The organism is Streptomyces sp. NPDC005004, from assembly GCF_053600675.1.
In genome coordinates, this window is record NZ_JBSGAH010000036.1 from 15,727 (window position 1) to 34,340 (window position 18,614).

The following is an 18,614-nucleotide window of genomic DNA, read 5'->3' on the forward strand; positions in this document are numbered from 1 at the left end:
GAGCATGATCGCTCACAAGCCCGCCGTCCGCTCCGGATCGCCGGCAGGGGGGGCGGAGAATCACCGCGCCGCACGGAGGAACAGAGCAGGATGACCGGCACCACCCCCTCGATCCGGCCGGTTCCCGCCCGGGTCTCCCTCGCCTCATGGTGCCGCCGTGTCACCGGGGCGCGCTGGTTCGCGGCCGGCGTGGTCGGGCTGATCCTGGCCAACGCGGCACTGCTCGGCGCGGAGACCTATCCGGGCCTCGCCGCCGAGTGGCACACCGCGTTACGCCTGGCGGAGCGCGCGTGCGTGGCCGGGTTCACGGTGGAGATCCTGCTGCGTCTGGGCGCCCACGCCGACCGTCCCCGCGACTTCTTCCGCGACCCGTGGAACCTCTTCGACCTGGCCGTCCTCCTCAGCGCGTTCCTGCCGGCCGTCCGCGAGAACACCACCGTGCTGCGGCTGCTGCGCCTGGCGCGCGTCCTGCGCACCGCCCGTTTCCTGCCCCAACTGCGCATCGTGCTGGTCGCGGTCGCCCGCAGCCTGCCCGGCACGGTGAGCTTCCTGCTCGTCGGGGCGCTCCTGCTCTACGTGTACGCGATGGTCGGCTGGGTCTTCTTCGCCCGCGCCGACCCCGAGCACTACGGCTCGATCGGCCGCGCCGTCCTCACCCTCTTCCTCCTGATGACCCTGGACGGCATCGGCGACGCCGTCCACGCCGGACTGGCGATCTCCCGCTGGAGCCTCCTCTACTACGCCTCCTACGTCCTCCTCGCCTCGTTCGTCCTGGTCAACGTCCTGATCGGCGTCGTCCTGACCTCTCTGGAGGAGGCCCGAGAAATGGAACAGAGCCACCCGGAACCCCGCACCGCACCGGACCACACCCCCACCCCCACTGATCTGCTCGCCCGCATCGCCACGGCCCGCCGGGCGCTGGACGACCTGGAGCAGAGCCTGCCGGCCACGGCACCGGAGGCGGCCCCCCGCGAACCGGAGCACACCGCGGACCGAGGAGCCCCGCCCTCCTCCGTCCCCTGAAGTCGCTCCATGCTCCTGTGGCTCAACGGTCCCTTCGGGAGCGGCAAGACGCAGACCGCCTATGAGCTTCATCGCCGGCTCGCGGACAGTGTGGTGTGCGATCCCGAGCACGTCGGGTTCGGGCTGCACCGGATGACGCCCCGGTCGCTGCGTGGCGACTTCCAGGACATCGGCGCCTGGCGGCAGGGGGTGTTCGAGGTGCTGGACCACGTCCTCGGAAGGTACGACGGGACGGTGATCGTGCCGATGACGGTCGTGGAGCCCGTCTATTTCCGGGAGACGGTCGGGCGGCTGCGTGGACGCGGGCACGATGTGCGGCACTTCGCGCTGATGGCGGAGCGCCGGACCGTGCTGCGCCGGTTGCGGGAGCGGGGCTTCGGGAGGGCCGTCCGGTTCCTCGCGGGCGAGAAGGCGGCGCTGCGCGGGGAGAGTTTCGCCCTGGCCAAGCTCGATCTCTGTCTGGAGCGGCTGCGCGGCGGGGAGTTCGCGGAGCAGGTGCGGACCGACCGGCTCACGGTGCCCGAGGTCGCGGAGCGCGTCGCAGCGAGCGCCGGGCTGCCGCTCGCCCCGGACCGGGACGGCGCCTTGCGGGGGCGGCTGCGGCGGGCGTGGACGGGGGTCCGGCACATCCGGTTCGACTGAGAATTTCCGAGGCCAGGAGGGCTGTGGGGTGTCGCGCGGGGCGGATGTGTGGTACTTTTAAGGCGTTGCAGTTGTGGTACCCATGAACCTATGTGCGCCTGACGGGAATGTATCCATCGGGCGCATTAGTTGTTTTACCGGTTGTCTCCGGATGGGGCCTCTGCCTACCAGAAGGAGAAAATCATGGCTCAGGGAACCGTGAAGTGGTTCAACTCTGAGAAGGGCTTCGGCTTCATCGAGCAGGACGGTGGCGGCCCCGACGTCTTCGCCCACTACTCGAACATCGCGACGCAGGGCTTCCGTGAGCTCCAGGAGGGCCAGCGCGTGTCCTTCGACGTCACGCAGGGCCAGAAGGGCCCGCAGGCGGAGAACATCGTCCCCGCCTGATCGCCGGACGCGTCATCGCTCGCCGGGGTTCGCACCATCGCGGTGCGAACCCCGGTTTGCTGTTCCCAGGAAGGCACACACACCGCATGTCCCGCAGGCCGCAGAAGCCGACCCGTCGCGCCGCCCCCTCCTCCCCCGCGTCTCCGCCCCAAGAATTCCGGCTCCCGGAGAGCAGGACGCCCGCGCTCGAGCCCGTCGCGGAATTCGCCGACATGGAGCTTCCGGCCGCGCTGCTGAAGTGCCTGGCCGCGCAGGGCGTGACCACCCCGTTCCCCATCCAGGCCGCCGCGCTGCCCAACGCGCTGGCCGGGCGTGACCTGCTGGGTCGGGGCCGTACCGGTTCCGGCAAGACGCTCGCCTTCGGACTCGCGGTGCTGGCCCGTACGGCCGGGCTGCGGGCGCAGCCCAAGGCGCCCCTCGCGCTCGTCCTGGTGCCCACCCGTGAGCTGGCCCAGCAGGTGACGGACGCGCTGACCCCGTACGCGACGGCGGTCAACCTGCGGATGGGTACCGTCGTCGGCGGTCTCTCCATCACCAAGCAGGCCGCCACGCTCCGCCGCGGCGTCGAGGTGCTGGTGGCGTGCCCGGGCCGGCTGAACGACCTCGTGGAACGCGGTGACTGCGTCCTCGAGGACATACGGATCACGGTGCTGGACGAGGCCGACCAGATGACCGACATGGGCTTCCTGCCGCAGATCACCAAGGTGATCCAGCGGGTGCGCCCGGGCGGTCAGCACATGCTCTTCTCAGCCACCCTGGACCGGAACATCGACCGGCTGGTGCAGCGCTTCCTGGACGACCCGGTCGTGCACTCGGTGGACCCGTCCGCCGGAGCCGTGTCCACCATGGAGCACCACGTCCTCCACCTCCTGGACGAGACCGACAAGAAGGCGGTCACGACCCGTATCGCGGCCCGTGACGGCCGGGTCATCCTCTTCCTGGACACCAAGCGGTCGGCCGACCGTCTCGCCAAGCGGCTGCTGTCCGTCGGCGTACGCGCGGCCGCCCTGCACGGCGGCCGCAGCCAGCCGCAGCGCAACCGCGCCCTGGAGCAGTTCAAGGACGGCCGGATCACCGCGCTGGTGGCGACGAACGTGGCCGCGCGCGGCATCCACGTCGACGACCTCGACCTCGTCGTCAACGTCGATCCCCCCACCGATCACAAGGACTACCTGCACCGGGGCGGCCGTACCGCCCGCGCGGGCGGCTCCGGCAGCGTGGTCACCCTGGTCCTGCCCGACCAGAAGCGCGACGTCAACCAGCTCATGTCGGCGGCGGGCATCCGCCCCCGTACGACGCGGGTCACCTCGACCGCGCCGGAGCTGACCGCCATCACCGGCGCGCGCGAGCCGTCCGGTGTGGCCGTCGTCCTCGAACCGGCGCAGCCGGAGCAGCCCGCGGCGAAGTCGTCCGGCCGCCCCTCCCGCAGGTCCCGCAGCGGGGGCGCCGACGGGAACCGGGGCGCCAGGGCGGGCGCGCAGTCCCCGGCCAAGGCCACCACCGGCCGGCCGGCCCGCCGTACGGGAGCCGAGGGCGCAACCGGCACCGGCGCCGGCACCGCAGCCAAGACCGGCGGCAGGACGGGCGCGAAGTCCGCGACCAAGCCCACCGGCCGCACCGGCGGAAAGCCCACGGCGAAGCCCGCCGTCCGGACCGGCGGGAAGCCCGCGGCCAAGCCCGCCGCGAAGTCCGGCCGCCCCGCGGCGGCCCGACGCCGGAGCGGAACCAGGAGCGGCGACCAGGGCTGACCTGAGCCGGCAGCCCTACCGCCGCACCGCCGTGCCGTGCCGGGCCCTCCCGGGGATCGGGATCCAGTTCCGGATCCGCCTCGGGGAGGGCCCGCACGCGTTTTCCGTGCGGCTCCTCGCGCCCGGTCAGCTCCCCTCCCCCACCGGACCGTCCAGCACCCGCCGCAACTGGTGCAACCGCACCGCGAGATGCACCCGCAGCCCCGAGTCCGCCGAGCGCCAGTCCTCGCCCAGCACCGCTCCGATGCGGTCCAGCCGCTTCAGCAGGGTGTTCGTGTGGACGTGGAGGGCGCGGGCGGTGCGGCTGAGGTTGCCGGAGTGGGTGAAGTAGGCGGCGGCGGTGGCCACGAGGTCGGTGGAGCGGCGCCGGTCGTAGTCGAGGAGGGGGCCGAGGGTGTCGGTGACGAAGCCCTCGAGTTCGTGGGCGCGCCGGGGGTCGAAGACGAGGGCGTACATGGCGTAGCGGCGGGTGGTGGAGCCGCGGTCGGTGTCGCCGAGGCAGCGCATGACGTCGAGGCAGCGCTGGGCCAGGGTGAAGGAGCGGGCGCGGTCCTGGCCGGTGACACGGTCGGCGACCACGAGGGTGGGGGCACCGAGGCGGCGGCGCAGCCGGTGGTGGAGGGTGTCGGCCACCGCCTCCGGGTCGTCCGTGTGCAGCAGCAGGGTCGCCCGGCCCAGGTACTCGCCCGCGAGTCCGGACCACTCGGCTGAGGCGGCGTGCAGCTCGCGGACGATGTCGGCGCCGGGCCGCCCCGGGCAGTCGGCCGCGACGAGGACGTCGAGGCCGTCGACGTCGACCCCACGGGCGAGCGCGCGGTCGCGCAGGGCCGGGTGGACGGGGTGCAGCGGAGGGTGGGAGAGCAGTTCCGTGAGCAGTTCGCCCCGTACCCGCTCCTCCGCCTCGACACGGGCGTCGCGCATGAGCACGAGCAGGCCCGTGATCTGCGCGGAGCGCTCCAGCATCCGGACGTCCGCCGACTCGGTGGCCGCCCGCCGCCGCAGGGACAGGGAGCCCAGATGGCTGCCGCCCGCCTGGATGGCCGCCACGCTGAGGACCGTGCCGTCGGCGCTCTCGCCGTGGACGCAGCGCCCGGTCCGCCGGGCCTCCTCCAGCAATTCCCGTTCCAGTGAAGGGTCGACGCCCGGCGCCACCGCTTCGGGGCACCGCGTCGCGACGACCCTGTCGTCCCGGTCCCGGATGGTGACCGCGCCCTCCAGGTGGTCCACCAGCGACTGCGCGATGTCGCCGGGGCCGCCGCCCGTCAGCACCACGTGGGTCAGCGCCTCGTGCACGGCCGCGGCCAGTTCCATCGTGGCGACCTGGTCCTCGATGACGCGGTACGCGTCCCGCAGCCGCCGCAGCGCCACCCGGCTCTCCTCGTAGAGCCGCGCGTTGTGCAGCGCGATGGCGGCGTGGTCCGCGAAGGCGCTGAGGAGGGCCACCTCGTCCTTCTCGAAGGGGCGCTCGGTGCGGTCGGCGGCGAAGAGGACGCCGATCACGCGGTCCCCGACCAGCAGCGGTACGCCCAGCAGGGCCACGAGCCCTTCGCCGGCGACGAGTCGATCGAAGGCGGAGCTGTGGTCGAGGCCGTCGGCGGCGCGGTAGTCGCTGACCCAGTACGGCGCCCTGGTCTCGATCACCCGCCCGCCCAGACCTGCGCCCGGCGGCATCCGCGCGGACGAGAACTCCGGCGAGATGGTGCCCGCCGTGGCCCGGAGCATCAGGTTACCGTCCGCGTCCAGGAGCGAGAGATACGCGAAGTCGCTGCCGATCAGCTCATGCGCCTCCCTGACGATCGACGGCAGCACCACGTCGACCTCCCCGAGCACGGCCAGCGAACGAGCGGTGGCGTACAGACTGCTCAACTCGCGCTCGCGGCGCAGGCGGTAGGCGGCGAGTTCGCCGTGATCGCCGTGATCGCCGTTACGGCCTTGATCGCTCGGGAGGGCGGGGGCGCGAGCGTCCTGCGCGTCGGAGTCCGTGCGTGCCATCGGTCGCCCTCCACGGGAAACGGGCGGCGGAGGTGGTGATTTCCTCCACCGTCGGAGCGCCAGGAGTGTATCCCCGTCCCATCCTGCAAAGCGCTTGCTCAGCTCTACTCTCACCGCACGACACAGAGCTGTGACGCAGGTCGCAGCCCTACCCAGAACCGAGGGATGCCCCCATGGCCTCTTCCGCGCAGGCCCCGATCCAGGGCAACGGCTCCGACCCCACCACCGCACCCGAGCGTCGCACCGGCTGGAAGCTGCTCGCGGCCGGCCTGATCGGCAGCTCGATCGAGTGGTACGACTTCTTTCTGTACGGCACGGCGGCGGCCCTGGTCTTCCCGCACGTCTTCTTCCCGCACTCCTCCGCCTTCATGGGCACACTGCTGTCCTTCAGCACCTTCTGGGCGGGCTTCGTGGCCCGGCCGCTCGGCGGGCTCCTCGCCGGTCACTTCGGTGACAAGTACGGTCGCAAGCCCACGGTCGTCGCGTGTCTGATCGGCATGGCGACCGCGACGTTCCTCATCGGCTGTCTGCCGAGCGCCGCGAGCGTCGGTGTGCTCGCTCCGACTCTGCTGGTGCTGCTGAGGTTCGCCCAGGGCGCGGCGGCGGGCGGTCAGTGGGGCGGCATCGCACTGCTGCTCACCGAGTCGGCCCACCCCAAACGCCGTGGTTTCGCGGGCACGTTCGGCCAGACGAGCGTCCCGGTCGCGGTCATCATCGTGAACCTGATCTTCACGACGACCGGCGCCGTCGTGTCGAACGACACGTTCCTGGACTGGGGCTGGCGCGTCCCGTTCCTGCTCAGCGCGGTCATGTTCCCCGTCGTGCTGCACATCCAGCGCAAGGTCGAAGACACTCCGGACTTCCGCGAGTTGCAGAAGGCGGCGACCAAGAACCCGGAGGCGCGCGTGGTCCGGGCTCCGCTCGCCGAGGCCGTGCGCAGCAACTGGCGGACCATTCTGCTCGGTTGCGGCACCCTCTCCGCCACGAACAGCCTCTTCTACGTGAGCATCACCGGCCTGCTCAGCTACGGCACGACGACGCTGCACATGGACCGCGACTCCCTGCTGACCGTCACCCTGCTCAGCTCGGCCCTGATGGCGGGCATCCTCCCCTGCGCGGGCCATCTGTCGGACCGGTTCGGGCGGCGCAACCTCATCCTCGTCGGCGGACTCGGCGTCGCGGCCTGGGCGTTCCCCTACTTCGCGCTGGTGGACACGGCGTCGGCGCCCCTGGTGTTCGTCGCGATCACCGTCGGCTTCCTCTTCCAGGGCCTGACCTACGGCCCGATGGCGGCCTTCCTCGGTGAGCTGTTCGCCCCCAACGTCCGCTACTCCGGCGCCTCTCTGGCCTACCAGCTCTCCGCCATCATCGTCAGCGGCGGCACCCCGATCCTGATGACCACCATCATCGCCAAGACCGGGACGACCACGCTGGTCGCCGCCTACATCGCGCTCATGGGTCTGATCACCTTCGTCAGCGCCTGGTTCCTGCCGGAGACGAACCCGGCGGAAGTGCGGGCCGATCCGGAGACGCTGCCCGGAACCCAGTTGTACGCGTGAGCGGCCGGCGCCCGCGGGCCCTCGGACGCACCGGCCCCACCGGGCCCACCGACGGCCCCGAAGCGCTCGAACTTCCCGAACGACGAGGAGAGATCGCCATGTTCACCCCCGAACCGGGGTTCCCGCTCGGTGACATCCCGCAGGCACACGCGGCCGAGCGCCCCGACGCCGTAGCGGTCCGCTCCGGCGACGAGCAGCTCACCTGGGGGGAGTTGTACCGGGCGAGCGCTGACGTCGCGCGCGGAATGCGCCTGTCGGGAGTCGAGCGCGGGCGCATCGTCCCGCTCATGCTGCCGAACGGCGTGGGCGTCGTCGTCGCGGCCTTCGCCTGCCTCAAGCTCGGCGCCGTACCGCAGCCGCTGTCGACGCGGCTCGCACGACCCGAGGAGGAGGCGATCCTCGCGCTGTCCGACCCGGCGGTGGTGGTCGGTCTGGAGGAGGGCGCGCCGGTGGGGGACGGCCGGTTCAAGGCGACCACGGTCGCGGAACTGCGCCGTCTCGGCGGCGGGAGCGGCGACGGTGCCGGCCTCGTGACGGAGGTCGGTCCCTCGTGGAAGGCGCCGACCTCGGGCGGTTCGACCGGCAGGCCGAAGATCATCCTGTCCGGGGCCGCGGGGGTGTTCAACCCCTTCGACATGGAGGCGTGGGGGCTCAGGCCCGGCGAGCAGTCGCTCGTCACCGCGCCGGTGCACCACAACGCGCCCTTCTCCACGGCCATGACGACGCTGTTCAACGGCGGCACGGTCACGCTCCTTGAGCGGTTCGACGCCGAACGGGTCCTGGCCGACATCGAGCGGTACGCGATCACCTGGGTGTATCTGGTGCCGACCATGATGCGGCGCGTCCTGGCGCTGCCCGAGAAGACCCGCGAGCGCTACGACCTCTCCTCGCTGGTCTCGGTGTGGCACTGCGCGGAGCCGTGCCCGCCCGCGACCAAGCAGGCGTGGATCGACTGGCTCGGCCCGGAGAGGGTCTGGGAGCTGTACGCCGGGACCGAGGCCCAGGCCGGCTGCACGATCTCCGGGACCGTGTGGCTGGCACACCGGGGTTCGGTGGGCCGTACCACCTGGGGCGAGATCAAGATCGTGGCGCTCGACGGCTCGCCGGTCACCGAGCCCGGGGTGCCCGGCGAGATCTTCATGCGCGTCTCGGAGGGCAAGCCGCCCGCGTTCCGCTACATCGGCGCCGAGGCCGAGGAGGAGGACGGCTGGTCGACCCTCGGCGACGTCGGGGAGTTCGACGCGGACGGTTACCTCTATCTCCACGACCGCCGCTCGGACATGCTCCTGGTGGGCGGGGTCAACGTCTACCCCGCCGAGATCGAGGCGGCCCTCACCGAGCATCCGCACGTCCTGTCCGGCGCGGTCATCGGCCTGCCGGACCCGGACCGCGGCAACCGTGTCCACGCCATCGTCCAGATCGAGGAGGGCCGCCCGACGACTGCCGAGGAGATCGACGCCTTCCTCGCCACCCGGCTGTCGCCCCACAAACGCCCGAGGTCCATCGAGCTGGTGACGACTCCGCTGCGCAGTGCGGCGGGCAAGCTGCGGCGCTCCGCGCTGCGGGCGGAGCGAGTGGAGCGGTTGGCCGACGGCGGGGGCGCGCGGACGCCCTGACGGGCGACCTGTTACGCCTCGACCCGTTCCGGCGTGGCGGTGAGCACGGCGTGGACGGCCGCGCGGACCTGCTCGGCCACCGCCTCGGGCACGGACGCGTCCAGCTTGCCGTCCAGATGGAGGAAGGCCAGCCCGTGGACGAGCGCCCACACCGCCGTCGACAGGGCGTCCTGATCGGCGTCCGGGAACACGTCGTGGACGATGCCGCGCACGTACTGCGAGATGGCGATGGTCGCCTCGAGGCGCTCCTCGCTCGCCGGGTCGCAGGGTTCCGCGAACATCACGCGGAACAGCGCGGGGTGGTCGAGGGCGAAACGCACGTAGGCGACGGCGATCTCGGCGAGGTCGTCGGCGCTGGTGGGCGAGGGGTGCGCTGCGGCCAGATGGGCGCCGAGTTCCCGGTACCCCTCGGCCCCGACGGCCGCGAGCAGCGCCTCGCGGTCCGCGTAGTGGCGATACGGCGCCGTTGCCGACACCCCCGCCCGCCGCGCCACCGCCCGCAACGACAGCCCGGCGCTCCCGTCCTCCTCCAACAGCTCCCGCGCCGCGCGCAGACAGGCGGCGCGCAGATCGCCGTGATGGTACGAGCCAGGTGCCTGGGGCATGGGGGCCTCCGTGAGGTGGACACCGCGCACATCGCTCGGTGTCGCTTCACAGCATGTGAACGATGCGTACAACGTAATCGAGGAGAGCGGCATGCGCATGGCCGCGCGTCGGTAGCGCCGTTGTCCTCACACCTGGCTCACCGGGGCGGCGCTCGAATTCAGTGGACCGCTCACCCGTTCCCGGGATGGAATGGCGCGGTGAACCAACCTCTGGGCTGGGCCGGATCTCCCGCACATCAGGCGGTCGAGGACCAGGACGCCGAAACCCTCGCCCGATTGCTCGCCTCCGGGGCCGACCCGGACGAGGCATACGACAACCTCACGCTGCTCACGCACGCCGTCGACGTCGAGGGCGACAGCGCGCTCCAGTCGGGCGAACCCCTGACCGTGCACACCACGGCGATCCTGCTCGCCTTCGGCGCCGATCCGGAACTGTGCGATCCCGGCGGGCAGGCTCCCCTGGACGTAGCGCGGCACTACGACCACCAGCCCGCGATCGAGTTGCTCCGGGCACACATCGGACGGCGAGCCGGCGACGGGGGCCAGGTGCCGCCCCAGCCGACGCCGCGTCCCTAGGTTGACGTACCCGAGCCACTCGGCGGCGCGCCTCCGCGTCCAGTCCCGTCCCCCCGAGGCGCCGGACGCCGCGGTTCAAAGCGCCGACCAGGACACGCGGCCGGAGTCCGACCGGTAGCGTGCCCCGCGTGATGGTGGGCACCGAACAGACGCGGCTGATCGTCCTGCGGGGGAACAGCGCCTCGGGCAAGTCGTCGGTCGCGGCCGGGGTGCGCGAGCGCTTCGGCCGCAATCTGGCCCTGGTCGCGCAGGACAACCTCCGCCGCGTCGTCCTGCGCGAGCGGGACCGGCCGGGCGGGGCCAACATCGGGCTGATCGGCATGACGGCCCGCTACGCCCTGGACGCCGGGTTCCACACGGTCGTGGAGGGCATCCTGTACGCCGACCGGTACGCCACGATGCTGGAGGACCTCGTGCGCGACCACCGGGGCGTCACCCGCTGCTACTACCTGGACGTCCCCCTCCAGGAGACCCTGCTCCGCCACGCGACGAAGCCCGACCCGGCGCTCCAGGCGGCGGTCACCGACGTCCACCTGCGCGAGTGGTACCGCGAACGCGACCTGCTCCCCAGCGGCATCGAGACCGTCGTCCCCGCCGACAGCACCCTGGACGACACGGTGACACGCGTCCTGCGCGAGACGGGGCTGGACTGCGTGGCACCCGTCGACCGCTGAGGACGGCGCTGGTCAGTGCCACGAGAACGACCACAGAGGCGCACCGACGAGCCCCGCGGCGTAGGCGGAGTACCGGACGGTGCCGTCACCGACGTTGTCGGCGCCGCTCAGTACATGCTCCAGGGCGAGGTGGGCGGCATGGTCGGCGTCCCCGGGCGGACGTGCCACGGAGACATGGATCGTCTCCCGGTCGAAGGCGACGACCCGCGCCCCGAACCGCTCCTCCCAGCCGCGCAGCAAGGCGCACAGGAAGGGCAGCGGGACTTTCGCCTGCCAGCCGATGACGGCGGGGAGGTCGGCGGAGCGGGCGGCGGGAACGAGGGCCACGTGGGGTGCGGTCAGGGGGTACGGGCCGGTCACGAGCCGGGTGAGGGCGGTGCGGGCGGTGGAGTGGGGGGCGCCTTGGGAGGCGGGGACGCCTGCCGCGAGGCCGGGCCAGTGGTCGAACGGCGCCCCGGGGTCCTCTCCCGAGGAGCCGGCTCCTTCCGACATCGCGAGCCACTTCACCTGAGCACGCCGGTAGGAGCGCCAGCTCCGCTCCAGCACGCCGCTCAGATCCAGGGTGCCGACGGCCGTCAGGTCCGTCTCCCCCGGCCGCACTTCGGGCGTGGCGATGAGCAGCGGCCAGAGCCCGGTGTCGTCCCGCGCACGCTCGCAGCGTGCCCACACCGCCACCGGGTCGGCCACCGGCCGGTCTGACAGCCACACCGCGGCGGTCCCCGCGGGGAGAAGACGGCCGGGCGGGAGCCCTGAGGGCAACGTCGGGGACATGCGCCCAAGTTAGCTGTCCGACCGCCTGGTTGGTCCCGGCCGTCAGTCCTGGAACAGCCTGCCGTGACGCATCGGGTCGAAGACGACGTGTCCCGGTAACGCACGTGCGCGGACGGCACTTTCCCGGCGACCGGAGAAAAAGGTTCCCACCCGCGCGATCCCCACCGCACGAGCCGCCGCATACAACAAATGGAATTCCTCTCAATGGCGCAACACGTGACACCAACCCGTTCAGCCGATGGGAAATACCTTCTTGCGTCCCTACCCTGTGAGCGGATCGGCGGGAATCGGAAAACCGGGGCGGAAATCCCCTCTCTCACTCCAGGAGTGCACGCGTGAACGACCAGAAGAACGCGGACGAAGTACCCCGGCGTCAATTCGTCGCGCTCTCGGGCGCCGTCGGTGCCACCGTCCTGCTGACCGGCGCGGCGGCGACGGTGAGCGCGCCCGCGGCGGCGGGCCAGGGGCTCGGCGGCGGTCCCTCGCCCGATCCCTCGTGCTCCACCGCCCCGCCGGGAGGGGGCGTGACCTGTCCGCCCGTCTCGCTCCAGGGCATCTGCGGCAGCCCCACCGACGACGACCCGCTGTGGCACGACGTCCAGTACTGCACGCAGGGAATCGTGCCTCCGCCGCCGCAGCCCAAGCCCGACTGCCTGGTGATGACCCCGAATTACATCATTCTGCACGGCGCGCCCAGAAACACGCACAACTATCTCACGCTGCCCACCTGCCGGATCACCGGTATCGAATGCCCGTTTATCCACACCGACGCCGCGCCTAACTACTGGCACGAGGCATGGGAAAACGCGCGGAGCGGTGGAAACGTCCCCGTGCAGTCCCCGTACATCGGGCTGGGGATCAACTCACAGGGCGCCCGCCGTCTCCAGCAGCTCCACATTCACATGGCCGCCATCCGGGAGAGCACCCAGCGGCGGCTGCAGCAGCTCGAAGCGGACGGCCGCATGGCCACCCAGCCCTCGTCCTGGGCTGACCCGGCCAACCAGGCGCCCGTCTCGGGTCCCGCGGGCAGCGGCGACCGGGTGTACCGCATCCTCCGGCTCCCCAACCTCCGCGACAACCTCTTCACCCTGCTCTACCGGAACGTGGTGCGCCCGAACTCGCTGAACATGGCGGACCAGACCCTGATCGTGGTCCCGAAGATGACGTCCTCCGGCTTCGCGGGCTCCTTCTACGTCCTCAACAGCGACACGTCGATCCACGACGGCACGAGCACATGCGACTACCTGCTGGTCTACACGTGACGCACCCGGCGGTGTCCGGCGGACGCCGTCCTGCCGACGGCGCCGTGCTCCCCGCCCGCGACGGCCGGGGCACGACCGCCACCGGATGCAGGCCGCCCGTTTCTGGGTGACCGTGGTCGAAGTGCGGTCGTCGCACCGCCGGGGAGCCATGAGCGGCACCACCGGCGGGCGGCACCCACCATGTCGATGCCGAGGAGGAACTGTGGCCATGTCCAAGAATCCGAACGAGCACGAAGGCCCTGCGGACGGCGGCGCGGCGGGCGAGCCGGGCGTGCACGACGGAGGCGCGGACGGCGGCGCCGAAGGTCCCGCCGACGGCGGCGCGGCGGGTCGACCCGGCGTCCACGACGGAGGCGCGGACGGCGGCGCCGAGGGTCCGGCGGACGGTGGCGCTGCCGGAGTGCCCGGCGTGCACGACGGTGGTGCCGATGGCGGGGCCGAGGGTCCGGCGGACGGCGGTGCGGCCGGGGAGCCGGGCGTGCACGACGGCGGCGCGGACGGCAGCGCCGAAGGTCCCGCCGACGGCGGTGCCGCGGGTGAGCCCGGAGTGCACGACGGAGGCGCGGACGGCAGCGCCGGCTCTTGACCGACTCCCGCGCCGGCTACCGGAATCCCGCCTCCCCCACGGGCGCCGGGATTCTGGAGCGCCGCCTGACCGGGCTCGCCTTCGAGGACTTCGCGCGGAACGTCTGGTCACGGACCGCGCTGCTCACCCGGGGCGCGAGCGACTTCTCCGACGTGTTCGGCGCCGGTGCCGTGGACGAACTGATCTCACGCCGGGGTCTGCGCACGCCCTTCCTCCGCGTCGCCAAGGACGGCGCCGTGGTGCCCGAGTCGTCCTTCACCTCGCCGGGCGGCGTCGGCGCCACCGTCTCCGACCAGCTCGACGACACGGCGCTGTGGCGGCTGTTCGCGGACGGCGCCACGCTCGTCCTCCAGGCACTGCACCGCACCTGGGCGCCGGTCGGTGACCTGTGCGCGGCGCTCGGCGCGGAACTGGGGCACCCGGTGCAGGCCAACGCCTACGTCACGCCCTCGCAGAACCAGGGCTTCGACGAGCACTACGACGTGCACGACGTTTTCGTCGTCCAGATCCAGGGCAGCAAGCGCTGGCTCGTGCACGAGCCCGTCCACCCGGACCCGCTGCGCGAGCAGCCGTGGACCGATCACCGGGCCGCCGTGGCCGAGGCCGCGAAGGGACCCGCGTACATCGACACCGTGCTGGAGCCCGGGGACGTGCTCTACCTCCCGCGCGGCTGGCTGCACGCCGCCCGCGCGAAGGGCGAGGTGTCGGTCCATCTGACGCTGGGCGTCCATGTGTGGACGCGCTACGCCCTGGCCGAGCAGCTCGCCGAGGCCGCGCTGGCGGCGTTGCGCGAGGACCCGGAGACGCGCGCCTCGCTGCCCCTGGGCGTCGGCGGGGCGGAGCGGGCGCTCGGCACGGTCCGCGCGCGCCTCACGGCAGCCGTCGCCGAGGCCGATGCGACTGCCCTGATCCACCGGAACAGGCGGGGCCAGGGCCGCCCCGCTCCCCTCGGTCCGCTGTCCCAGCTCGCCGCCGTCGAGTGTCTCGACCCCGAATCTCCGGTGCGGCTGCGCGAGGCGCTGGAGGCCCGGCTGGAGGGGGCACGCCTGCGGACCCGCGTCGGCTGGCTCGACTTCCCGGAGACCGACCTGCCCGCGGTGAGCCGCCTGCTCGACGGCGAGGTCCGTACGGCCGGTGACCTCGGCCTCGCGCTCGCCGAGAGGCTGCTGCGAGCGGGCGTCCTGGTGCCCGCCGGACAGTAGCCGCTCCGGTGACCACCACAGACCGCTTCTTCTGCGCGGACGCCGCCCGGATACGCGGCGACTCGATGGCGGGCACGGCGCCGCGCGGCGCCGTCTGGGTGCTCGTCGAGTACCGGGGCTCCTGGCCGTCCAACGGCTTCGACGGCCTCGACCTGGTCCCTGAGGTCAAGGACCTCGTCTGGTCCGCCGCCCACACCGTCCGGGCCCGGATCCTGCTGATCAGGCGCCTCGCCCGTCCCCGACCCGACGCCCCCGGGCGGTGGGCCGTACTGCACTACGAGCGCTCCGGCGCCTACCGCCAGCGGTGGGGCACCTGGACCCGCGACGAGGACCTGGCCGAGATCGCGGACGCGCTCCGGTCTCCCGGCCAACTCGACCACCCGCCCGTCGTCCTGGTCTGCGTCCACGGCCAGCACGACATCTGCTGCGCCGTACGCGGCCGCCCCGTGGCCCGCGCGCTCAGCGAGCGATGGCCGAACCTGGTGTGGGAATGCACCCACGTCGGCGGCGACCGGTTCGCCGCCAACGTCGTCCTCCTGCCCGACGGCGTCTACTACGGCTGCCTCGACGCCGCCTCCGCGGTCGGTGTGGTCGAGGAACACCTGGCGGGCCGCGTCCAGGCGGACCACCTCCGTGGCTACACCGACCTCGCTCCCCCGCAACAGGTCGCGGTCGCCGCCCTCCTCCAGCGCTTCGGCCCCGCCGCCCGGCACGCCTACACCGTCACCGGCACCGCCCGCGACGGCGACGACTGGCGCGTCCGCGTCGAACTCCACGCGCCCCGCCCCACGGCCTTCGACGTCCGGCTCCACGCCCGCCGCACGGCACCGTACCGGCTCACGTGCCGCGGCCTGGCGCCGCACCCGACGGTGGGTTACGACGTGACGTCCATCGAGTCCGTCTGAGGAATCAGGCCGCCACGGCCGAGCGTGGGGTGGGGTGCGGAGCGCGCGACGCGGAAGCCCACGTCGTCGATCCGGAAGGTCGGGTGACCGCGTCGGCGTACCGATGCCCGACAGCTCCAGTGCTCGTCGGCCCAGCCGCCGCCGCGCAGGACGCGGTAGGTGCCGTACACCTCGGGGTCGTAGACGTCCCAGCACCAGTCCCAGACGTTGCCCAGCATGTCGTGCAGGCCCCAGGTGTTGGGCCGCTTGCCGCCGACGGGGTGCGGCCGGCCGCCGGAGTTGCCCTGGTACCAGGCGACTTCGCCGAGGGGGCCGTAGCGCGGTCCGGTGGTGTCCGCGCGGCAGGCGTGCTCCCACTCGGCCTCGGTGGGCAGGCGGTAGCCGTCGGCGGTGGTGTCCCAGTCGGGGGCGGCGGGGTCGGCGGCTTCGGTGCCGGTCTCGGGGAGGCGGTAGGCGGGGCGCAGCCCCTCGCGCCGGGACAGCGCGTTGCAGAACCGGACCGCGTCCCACCACGAGACGCCCTCGACGGGCAGCCGCTCGCCCCGGACGCTGCTCGGACGCCCACCGATGAGCTCTGCGTACCACCCCTGCGTCACCGGGACCGCCGACATCAGGAACGGCGCGACCTCCACCGGCCAACTCCGCCGCGTCCGCCGGTCCGACAGGACCACGCGTCCCGACGGAACGGCCACCATCGCGCTTTCCGCCCCCGAGTCCACGACGGACCACCCTACTCAACGGGTGAGCTTGAGCCCGATCACGCTGCCCACGATCAGCGCCAGGAACACCACCTTCGGCACACTCACCGACTCGCCCCCGGTCAGCATCGCGTACAGCACGGTGAGGACCGCCCCGATCCCCACCCACACCGCGTAGGACGTGCCGACCGGCAGGTCGCGCGTCGCGTACGCCAGCCCTCCCATGCTCGCGGCCAGCGCCACGACGAAGACCAGCGACGGTACGAGCCGGCTGAACCCCTCGGACTTCCCCAGCGCGGTGGCCCAGACGGCCTCCAGCACACCCGATACGGCAAGAACGAGCCACGCCACGACAGCCTCCCGCGGGCCGTCTTGTCGCACACCGGGTACGGCACCCCTCGTCCGGAAGCTCCCTCTTCGGGGCTCCCGGCCAAGCTGTCACACGGGGCACCGCTTGGCAATCAGACCGCGCCGGGGTGGGAGCGGGCGGCCTTCCGAGGGGCCGTGGACGGTACAGGGGCGCCCTCCCGGCCCCGCGACCCGGCGCTGGGATTCCACGGTCTTCACCGCCCCGGCCAAGGGGTGCCGCTCCCCGCCGCAACGCGGGCGGGTCTCGCTACTGAGTGCCCCTCACGTCAATGAATTCGTATTTTCCCGTTACGCGCCGAAAGGGTCTTTCGCCGGAACCGGCCCGTCGGTCCGGCGGCGCCCCTCATGGCCGGAAACCGCTCCCATCGCGGTGATCACGGGATGGATGCATACGCCCGCGAACGGGGTGTTGGCGCCCGCGGGGTTGGTTGAGCGCTACAGGCGACCGTCACGGAAATATCCGTATACGGCAACACGAAACGGTGCATCTCGCTTCAGGGCGGGCGAGGGGACAAGCTATGGGTCCTCGGCACCGGCCGGGATTCGCACACTGTCCGCTCCTGGCCTGTTCACGCTGGTCGGGACCGGGCTCGTACCCCAAGGGGAGCACTGTTGATGTCTTCTCGTTCGATCTCCCGCATTGCGGCCGCGTCCCTCGCCACGGGTGCCGCACTCGGTGCGGCCGCGCTGCCGGCCTCCGCCCAGACCATCCACCACCAGGCAGCTCCGTACCGCTCGGGTGTGGTGATCAGCGATGTGCAGTACGACTCCCCGGGCTTCGACAACGGCTCCAACTACTCCCTGAACCGGGAGTGGATCGACATCACCAACACCTCTCGCCGGAGCGTGAACCTGAGCGGGTGGACCCTGTCGAGCGAGGACGGTCACACCTACACCTTCCGCCACTACCGCCTGGGCGGGAGCTCCACCGTCCGCGTCCACACGGGCATCGGCCGGGACACCTACCGCGACGTCTACCAGGACCGTCGCGACTACGTCTGGGACAACGACTCGGACACCGCCACCCTCCGCAACGACCGCGGCCGGTTCGTCGACGACGCCTCCTGGGGTGGCCGTCGCCACCACGGCTGGGGCGGCTGGCACCTCGGTGACCTCCTTGGGCATCACGACCGGGGCCACGACGGGTCGCACCACGGCGGTCTCGGCGGAGGTCCCCGAGGTGGCAGCCAGGGCGGCCACGGCAACCACCAGGGGCACACCGGTCAGGGCGGCGGCCAGCACCACGGCGGCCGGAACGGCCAGGGTGGCAACCCGGGTCAGAACAGCCACGGGGGCCAGTCCGGTCAGGGCAGCAGCCAGGGCCAGAACGGCCAGAGCGGCCAGAGCGGGCAGACCGGTCAGGGCGGCAGCCAGGGCCAGAACGGCCAGAACGGGCAGGCCGGTCAGGGCGGCAGCCAGGGGCAGAACGGCCCGAGCGGCCAGAACGGCCAGAACGGGCAGGGGCAGAACGGCCAGGGCCAGGGCGGTCAGACGGGCGGCCAGCACCAGGGCGACCACGGCCACCACTGACCCCTGTCACGGAGTGACCGGTGAAGCCGGTCGCCCGCGGATACTCCTCGCGGCGCGCAGCGGCTTGTCCGGCCATTGCGCGCCGCTCCGCATGATCCCCGTCCGATCGGTCCTCGCCCGCCGTCCCGGACGAGGATGCCGGGCCGGCGCCGGGCCATCCACCCGCTCCGTCCGGGGATACGTTCCACATGAGGCACGGCCACCGGAAAAAGGGAGGAGCCCGCGTGGCGATTCAGCGGATGGACAACGTCGGCATCGTCGTCGAGGACATGGACGCCGCCATCGCGTTCTTCGTGGAACTCGGTATGGAGCTGGAGGGCAGGGGGGAGGTCCAGGGCCTCTTCGCCGACCAGTGCACCGGACTCGACGGCGTCCACTGAGCGTTTTCAGCGTTGCCTCTCCAGGGTGAGGACGGCTTTTGCGATGACGGTCATGCGGATGGGGCTGATGCGGGATCTGCGGAAGATCT

The 18,614-nt window shown here is 72.2% G+C and carries 18 protein-coding genes, 2 pseudogenes and 1 riboswitch; of the genes and pseudogenes, 14 read left to right on the forward strand and 6 right to left on the reverse strand.

What is annotated here, in order from left to right:
* Window positions 1–90 precede the first annotated feature (90 nt).
* From ACWEEU_RS29985 to ACWEEU_RS30000, 4 genes are all read left to right on the forward strand, one after another.
* The gene (locus ACWEEU_RS29985; RefSeq protein WP_451736696.1) at window positions 91–1,023 is read left to right on the forward strand and encodes an ion transporter; all 933 of its coding nucleotides are present in this window, start codon (window positions 91–93) and stop codon (window positions 1,021–1,023) included.
* A 9-nt stretch (window positions 1,024–1,032) separates the two neighbouring features.
* Entirely contained in the window at window positions 1,033–1,665 is a 633-nt protein-coding gene (locus tag ACWEEU_RS29990) for an AAA family ATPase (protein WP_451736699.1), read from the forward strand.
* Window positions 1,666–1,848: 183 nt separating this feature from the next.
* A complete protein-coding gene (locus tag ACWEEU_RS29995; RefSeq protein WP_007502648.1) occupies window positions 1,849–2,052 on the forward strand; it encodes a cold-shock protein in 204 nt (67 codons plus the stop codon).
* 86 nt (window positions 2,053–2,138) lie between these two features.
* Window positions 2,139–3,800 carry a DEAD/DEAH box helicase gene (locus ACWEEU_RS30000; RefSeq protein WP_451736703.1) on the forward strand — a complete coding sequence of 554 codons (1,662 nt, stop codon included), beginning with the start codon at window positions 2,139–2,141 and terminating at the stop codon, window positions 3,798–3,800.
* A gap of 126 nt (window positions 3,801–3,926) precedes the next feature.
* Here the strand turns inward: ACWEEU_RS30000 and ACWEEU_RS30005 are convergent, their stop codons facing one another.
* On the reverse strand, window positions 3,927–5,792 hold the full coding sequence (locus tag ACWEEU_RS30005; protein ID WP_451736706.1) for a helix-turn-helix domain-containing protein: 1,866 nt from the start codon (window positions 5,790–5,792) through the stop codon (window positions 3,927–3,929).
* Between the two features lie 173 nt (window positions 5,793–5,965).
* Between ACWEEU_RS30005 and ACWEEU_RS30010 the strand changes: the two genes are divergently transcribed.
* Both ACWEEU_RS30010 and ACWEEU_RS30015 read left to right on the forward strand, forming a co-directional pair.
* Window positions 5,966–7,351, forward strand: a complete 1,386-nt coding sequence (locus tag ACWEEU_RS30010; RefSeq protein ID WP_385744051.1) for an MFS transporter — start codon at window positions 5,966–5,968, stop codon at window positions 7,349–7,351.
* A gap of 98 nt (window positions 7,352–7,449) precedes the next feature.
* Complete coding sequence (locus ACWEEU_RS30015) at window positions 7,450–8,967, forward strand: AMP-binding protein (protein ID WP_451736709.1); 1,518 nt, start codon at window positions 7,450–7,452, stop codon at window positions 8,965–8,967.
* An 11-nt stretch (window positions 8,968–8,978) separates the two neighbouring features.
* Here the strand turns inward: ACWEEU_RS30015 and ACWEEU_RS30020 are convergent, their stop codons facing one another.
* Complete coding sequence (locus ACWEEU_RS30020; RefSeq protein ID WP_451736712.1) at window positions 8,979–9,572, reverse strand: TetR/AcrR family transcriptional regulator; 594 nt, start codon at window positions 9,570–9,572, stop codon at window positions 8,979–8,981.
* Between the two features lie 198 nt (window positions 9,573–9,770).
* Between ACWEEU_RS30020 and ACWEEU_RS30025 the strand changes: the two genes are divergently transcribed.
* Together ACWEEU_RS30025 and ACWEEU_RS30030 are read left to right on the forward strand one after the other, a co-directional pair.
* The gene (locus ACWEEU_RS30025) at window positions 9,771–10,148 is read left to right on the forward strand and encodes an ankyrin repeat domain-containing protein (RefSeq protein ID WP_451736715.1); all 378 of its coding nucleotides are present in this window, start codon (window positions 9,771–9,773) and stop codon (window positions 10,146–10,148) included.
* 131 nt (window positions 10,149–10,279) lie between these two features.
* Window positions 10,280–10,822 (forward strand): AAA family ATPase, encoded by a 543-nt coding sequence (locus ACWEEU_RS30030; RefSeq protein WP_451736735.1) that lies wholly within the window; start codon window positions 10,280–10,282, stop codon window positions 10,820–10,822.
* Between the two features lie 12 nt (window positions 10,823–10,834).
* Here ACWEEU_RS30030 and ACWEEU_RS30035 read toward each other — a convergent pair whose 3' ends face one another.
* On the reverse strand, window positions 10,835–11,593 hold the full coding sequence (locus tag ACWEEU_RS30035; RefSeq protein WP_451736718.1) for a DUF4253 domain-containing protein: 759 nt from the start codon (window positions 11,591–11,593) through the stop codon (window positions 10,835–10,837).
* A gap of 335 nt (window positions 11,594–11,928) precedes the next feature.
* On the opposite strand from ACWEEU_RS30035, the gene ACWEEU_RS30040 reads away from it, so the two are divergent.
* The 4 genes from ACWEEU_RS30040 (at window position 11,929) to ACWEEU_RS30055 (ending at window position 15,548) form a co-directional block, all read left to right on the forward strand.
* The gene (locus ACWEEU_RS30040; protein WP_385744062.1) at window positions 11,929–12,855 is read left to right on the forward strand and encodes a CDP-diacylglycerol diphosphatase; all 927 of its coding nucleotides are present in this window, start codon (window positions 11,929–11,931) and stop codon (window positions 12,853–12,855) included.
* 208 nt (window positions 12,856–13,063) lie between these two features.
* Window positions 13,064–13,441, forward strand: coding sequence for a BatC protein (locus ACWEEU_RS30045; RefSeq protein ID WP_385744064.1), 378 nt, complete (start codon window positions 13,064–13,066; stop codon window positions 13,439–13,441).
* The gene (locus ACWEEU_RS30050) at window positions 13,438–14,643 is read left to right on the forward strand and encodes a cupin domain-containing protein (RefSeq protein ID WP_451736721.1); all 1,206 of its coding nucleotides are present in this window, start codon (window positions 13,438–13,440) and stop codon (window positions 14,641–14,643) included. Before ACWEEU_RS30045 ends, ACWEEU_RS30050 begins: the two co-directional genes overlap by 4 nt.
* Before the next feature lie 8 nt (window positions 14,644–14,651).
* On the forward strand, window positions 14,652–15,548 hold the full coding sequence (locus ACWEEU_RS30055; protein ID WP_451736724.1) for a sucrase ferredoxin: 897 nt from the start codon (window positions 14,652–14,654) through the stop codon (window positions 15,546–15,548).
* Here the strand turns inward: ACWEEU_RS30055 and ACWEEU_RS30060 are convergent.
* A complete protein-coding gene (locus tag ACWEEU_RS30060; RefSeq protein WP_451736727.1) occupies window positions 15,518–16,243 on the reverse strand; it encodes a formylglycine-generating enzyme family protein in 726 nt (241 codons plus the stop codon). The genes ACWEEU_RS30055 and ACWEEU_RS30060 overlap by 31 nt on opposite strands.
* Before the next feature lie 39 nt (window positions 16,244–16,282).
* Entirely contained in the window at window positions 16,283–16,597 is a 315-nt protein-coding gene (locus tag ACWEEU_RS30065) for a DMT family transporter (protein ID WP_385744072.1), read from the reverse strand.
* A gap of 10 nt (window positions 16,598–16,607) precedes the next feature.
* Window positions 16,608–16,675, reverse strand: a riboswitch (guanidine-III (ykkC-III) riboswitch).
* A gap of 555 nt (window positions 16,676–17,230) precedes the next feature.
* Here ACWEEU_RS30065 and ACWEEU_RS30070 point away from each other — a divergent pair.
* Together ACWEEU_RS30070 and ACWEEU_RS30075 are read left to right on the forward strand one after the other, a co-directional pair.
* Entirely contained in the window at window positions 17,231–18,145 is a 915-nt protein-coding gene (locus ACWEEU_RS30070) for a lamin tail domain-containing protein (protein WP_451736730.1), read from the forward strand.
* 224 nt (window positions 18,146–18,369) lie between these two features.
* Window positions 18,370–18,522: pseudogene (locus tag ACWEEU_RS30075) on the forward strand (VOC family protein); the annotation flags it as partial.
* A gap of 9 nt (window positions 18,523–18,531) precedes the next feature.
* Here the strand turns inward: ACWEEU_RS30075 and ACWEEU_RS30080 are convergent.
* Window positions 18,532–18,614: pseudogene (locus tag ACWEEU_RS30080) on the reverse strand (IS5/IS1182 family transposase); the annotation flags it as partial.

Coding starts and splice junctions, on each gene's coding strand:
- ACWEEU_RS29985 (WP_451736696.1), top strand. CDS start 91: ATGACCGGCACCACCCCCTCGATCCGGCCGGTTCCCGCCCGGGTCTCC.
- ACWEEU_RS29990 (WP_451736699.1), top strand. CDS start 1,033: ATGCTCCTGTGGCTCAACGGTCCCTTCGGGAGCGGCAAGACGCAGACC.
- ACWEEU_RS29995 (WP_007502648.1), top strand. CDS start 1,849: ATGGCTCAGGGAACCGTGAAGTGGTTCAACTCTGAGAAGGGCTTCGGC.
- ACWEEU_RS30000 (WP_451736703.1), top strand. CDS start 2,139: ATGTCCCGCAGGCCGCAGAAGCCGACCCGTCGCGCCGCCCCCTCCTCC.
- ACWEEU_RS30005 (WP_451736706.1), bottom strand. CDS start 5,792: ATGGCACGCACGGACTCCGACGCGCAGGACGCTCGCGCCCCCGCCCTC.
- ACWEEU_RS30010 (WP_385744051.1), top strand. CDS start 5,966: ATGGCCTCTTCCGCGCAGGCCCCGATCCAGGGCAACGGCTCCGACCCC.
- ACWEEU_RS30015 (WP_451736709.1), top strand. CDS start 7,450: ATGTTCACCCCCGAACCGGGGTTCCCGCTCGGTGACATCCCGCAGGCA.
- ACWEEU_RS30020 (WP_451736712.1), bottom strand. CDS start 9,572: ATGCCCCAGGCACCTGGCTCGTACCATCACGGCGATCTGCGCGCCGCC.
- ACWEEU_RS30030 (WP_451736735.1), top strand. CDS start 10,280: ATGGTGGGCACCGAACAGACGCGGCTGATCGTCCTGCGGGGGAACAGC.
- ACWEEU_RS30035 (WP_451736718.1), bottom strand. CDS start 11,593: ATGTCCCCGACGTTGCCCTCAGGGCTCCCGCCCGGCCGTCTTCTCCCC.
- ACWEEU_RS30045 (WP_385744064.1), top strand. CDS start 13,064: ATGTCCAAGAATCCGAACGAGCACGAAGGCCCTGCGGACGGCGGCGCG.
- ACWEEU_RS30060 (WP_451736727.1), bottom strand. CDS start 16,243: ATGGTGGCCGTTCCGTCGGGACGCGTGGTCCTGTCGGACCGGCGGACG.
- ACWEEU_RS30070 (WP_451736730.1), top strand. CDS start 17,231: ATGTCTTCTCGTTCGATCTCCCGCATTGCGGCCGCGTCCCTCGCCACG.